Source organism: Butyricicoccus sp. (assembly GCF_050872565.1).
In the GTDB taxonomy this organism is placed as follows: Bacteria; Bacillota; Clostridia; order Oscillospirales; family Butyricicoccaceae; genus Butyricicoccus_A.
Window position 1 is genome coordinate 1 of sequence record NZ_JBNMHC010000400.1, and the last position, 1,875, is coordinate 1,875.

Here is a 1,875-nt window from a genome sequence, read left to right on the forward strand (position 1 = left end):
ACTTCGCTGTATCCTCCGGCGTGACCCTTATAGCACAGCGCCATGCCAATCAAAAACATGACGATTTCCACCGCGACAATGACGACAAACGCGACTTTTGTCTTGAGATTATATCCATTTTGATAAAAGAGAATGAGAACGGTCAGCAAAATGCCCGCGATTACGCCCACGGGAAGCGGATTGACTCCCAATGTAATGGCGTACAATACAGCAGCCAAAATGCCAATATTCATTAAAATGGTCAAAAATGCCTGCAAGCCGCGGTCTCTGCCGACCACCAGCATCAGAGCGAGCAGAATAATCGCTAAAATCTTAACCATGAGATGCCTCCTGTCTCTTTATCCACACGCGCAAAACAAGCTGCGTCATTGGCACGGCCAATACCAGACCGATAGAGCCGACCAAAAAACGTACCATCTCAAAGGACAGCACATACTCCCATACAAATGACATCGTCATCGCATTGCGCAGCATGAGCAGCATACTCGGCAGGCCGCCGCAGATATACGTGAAAAACAGAACATTGACCATCGTTCCCATAATATCATCGGATACCGCACGCACAGATTTTTTCAGCTGTGCATAAGGAATGTGCGGATCTTGTTCCAACAATTCATCCGCCGTAGAAATCAGAGAAATTGCCACATCCATGACAGCGCCCAGACCGCCGACCATTGTCTCGCAGAAAAACAGGGAGCTAAGGTCATCCGGCACGACAGCATACTCCAGCATCTGATATTGCAGAGCCGGAGACAGTGCGCGAACAAGCAAGTAAATTCCCGCCGTAACTGCGATAGAAAGCAACGTGACAATAATCGCCAACAGAGAACGTCGGTTGACGCCATTGCCAATCAGCAGAGATAGAATCGTAAACAGCAAAATCATGCAGCCCGTCAGTGCCATAATATTCCATCCTGACAGATAGCATCTCAGCGCAATGAGCAGCAAGCAGATATTGATGCACACGGACAAAAACGAGAAAAATCCCGCCCGATCCGCCACGGCAATCAGACCAATCAACAGCACAACAACAAATACATACACCAAGGTGTCGCGCTTTTGCTCCAAAATTTTTCCTGTCGTGCCATCGTGAGACAAATCGACAAGCAGCTGATCGCCTGTTGTATAGGTTTCATCTCGCACATTAGAATCGGTATATTGATTAGAAAATATTGCCGTTTTTCCTTTATACGCTCCATTTAGGATGTCTGCCGTGATGGTTTGTACATAATAATTTTCTTTATCTGCCAGCACACCACTCTGTGTTTCTGTGTGCTCGGTGCTGATATTGGTAATCTTGACGACAGTCATATCTCGATACAGCGCTGCATCATGATCGACCAGCACATAGCCAAGGATCGCAGCGACAACCAGCACGACCAACAGCATTCGTTTCTTCTTCTGTGAAAAAATAGGCCATTCCTCCTCTGTGTTCTATGATAAGATGAGAAATTTTTCTTGTCAAGCTGTATCATTGTGCCAGCTTTTCCGCATACTAGCAACAGAGGTGATACCATGTCTAAAAACAGTGCTTATTTCTCCGTCACACCGTTTGGCACCCACCGAGATGCCAAAGCTCTGCGTCAGGCATTCAATCGCTCCTGTGACGGCATCTTGTCCGTTTCCACCGACAGCGGCGGCAACCTGGTCTCTGTCGAATTTGATGACAAATCCGTCACGCCGCAAATGCTGCGAGATTGTCTGACCAACATGGGCTATACCGTCAATCATGCTCGCATGGAATATTACAGCTGACAGCGCAAAGCTCCTCTGCATCCCATGGGAAACAGAGGAGCTTTGCTGCATTCTTATAAGCTCTTGATAATCGTGCCGCCGCCGACAACGACATCTCCATCATACCAAACGGTTGCCTGA

Annotated in this window: 3 protein-coding genes; 1 reads left to right on the forward strand and 2 read right to left on the reverse strand. The window is 47.6% G+C overall.

Going from position 1 to position 1,875, the window contains the following annotated elements; all coding sequences use genetic code 11:
- Together ACR0P9_RS11840 and ACR0P9_RS11845 are read right to left on the reverse strand one after the other, a co-directional pair.
- Positions 1-320, reverse strand: a 320-nt coding sequence (locus ACR0P9_RS11840) for a YibE/F family protein (RefSeq protein WP_432620401.1), incomplete at its 3' end; no start/stop codon positions are given.
- Entirely contained in the window at positions 313-1,389 is a 1,077-nt protein-coding gene (locus ACR0P9_RS11845) for a YibE/F family protein (RefSeq protein WP_432620403.1), read from the reverse strand. The genes ACR0P9_RS11845 and ACR0P9_RS11840, both read right to left, overlap by 8 nt.
- Positions 1,390-1,515: 126 nt before the next feature.
- On the opposite strand from ACR0P9_RS11845, the gene ACR0P9_RS11850 reads away from it, so the two are divergent.
- A complete protein-coding gene (locus ACR0P9_RS11850; RefSeq protein WP_432620405.1) occupies positions 1,516-1,755 on the forward strand; it encodes a heavy-metal-associated domain-containing protein in 240 nt (79 codons plus the stop codon).
- Positions 1,756-1,875: the final 120 nt, after the last annotated feature.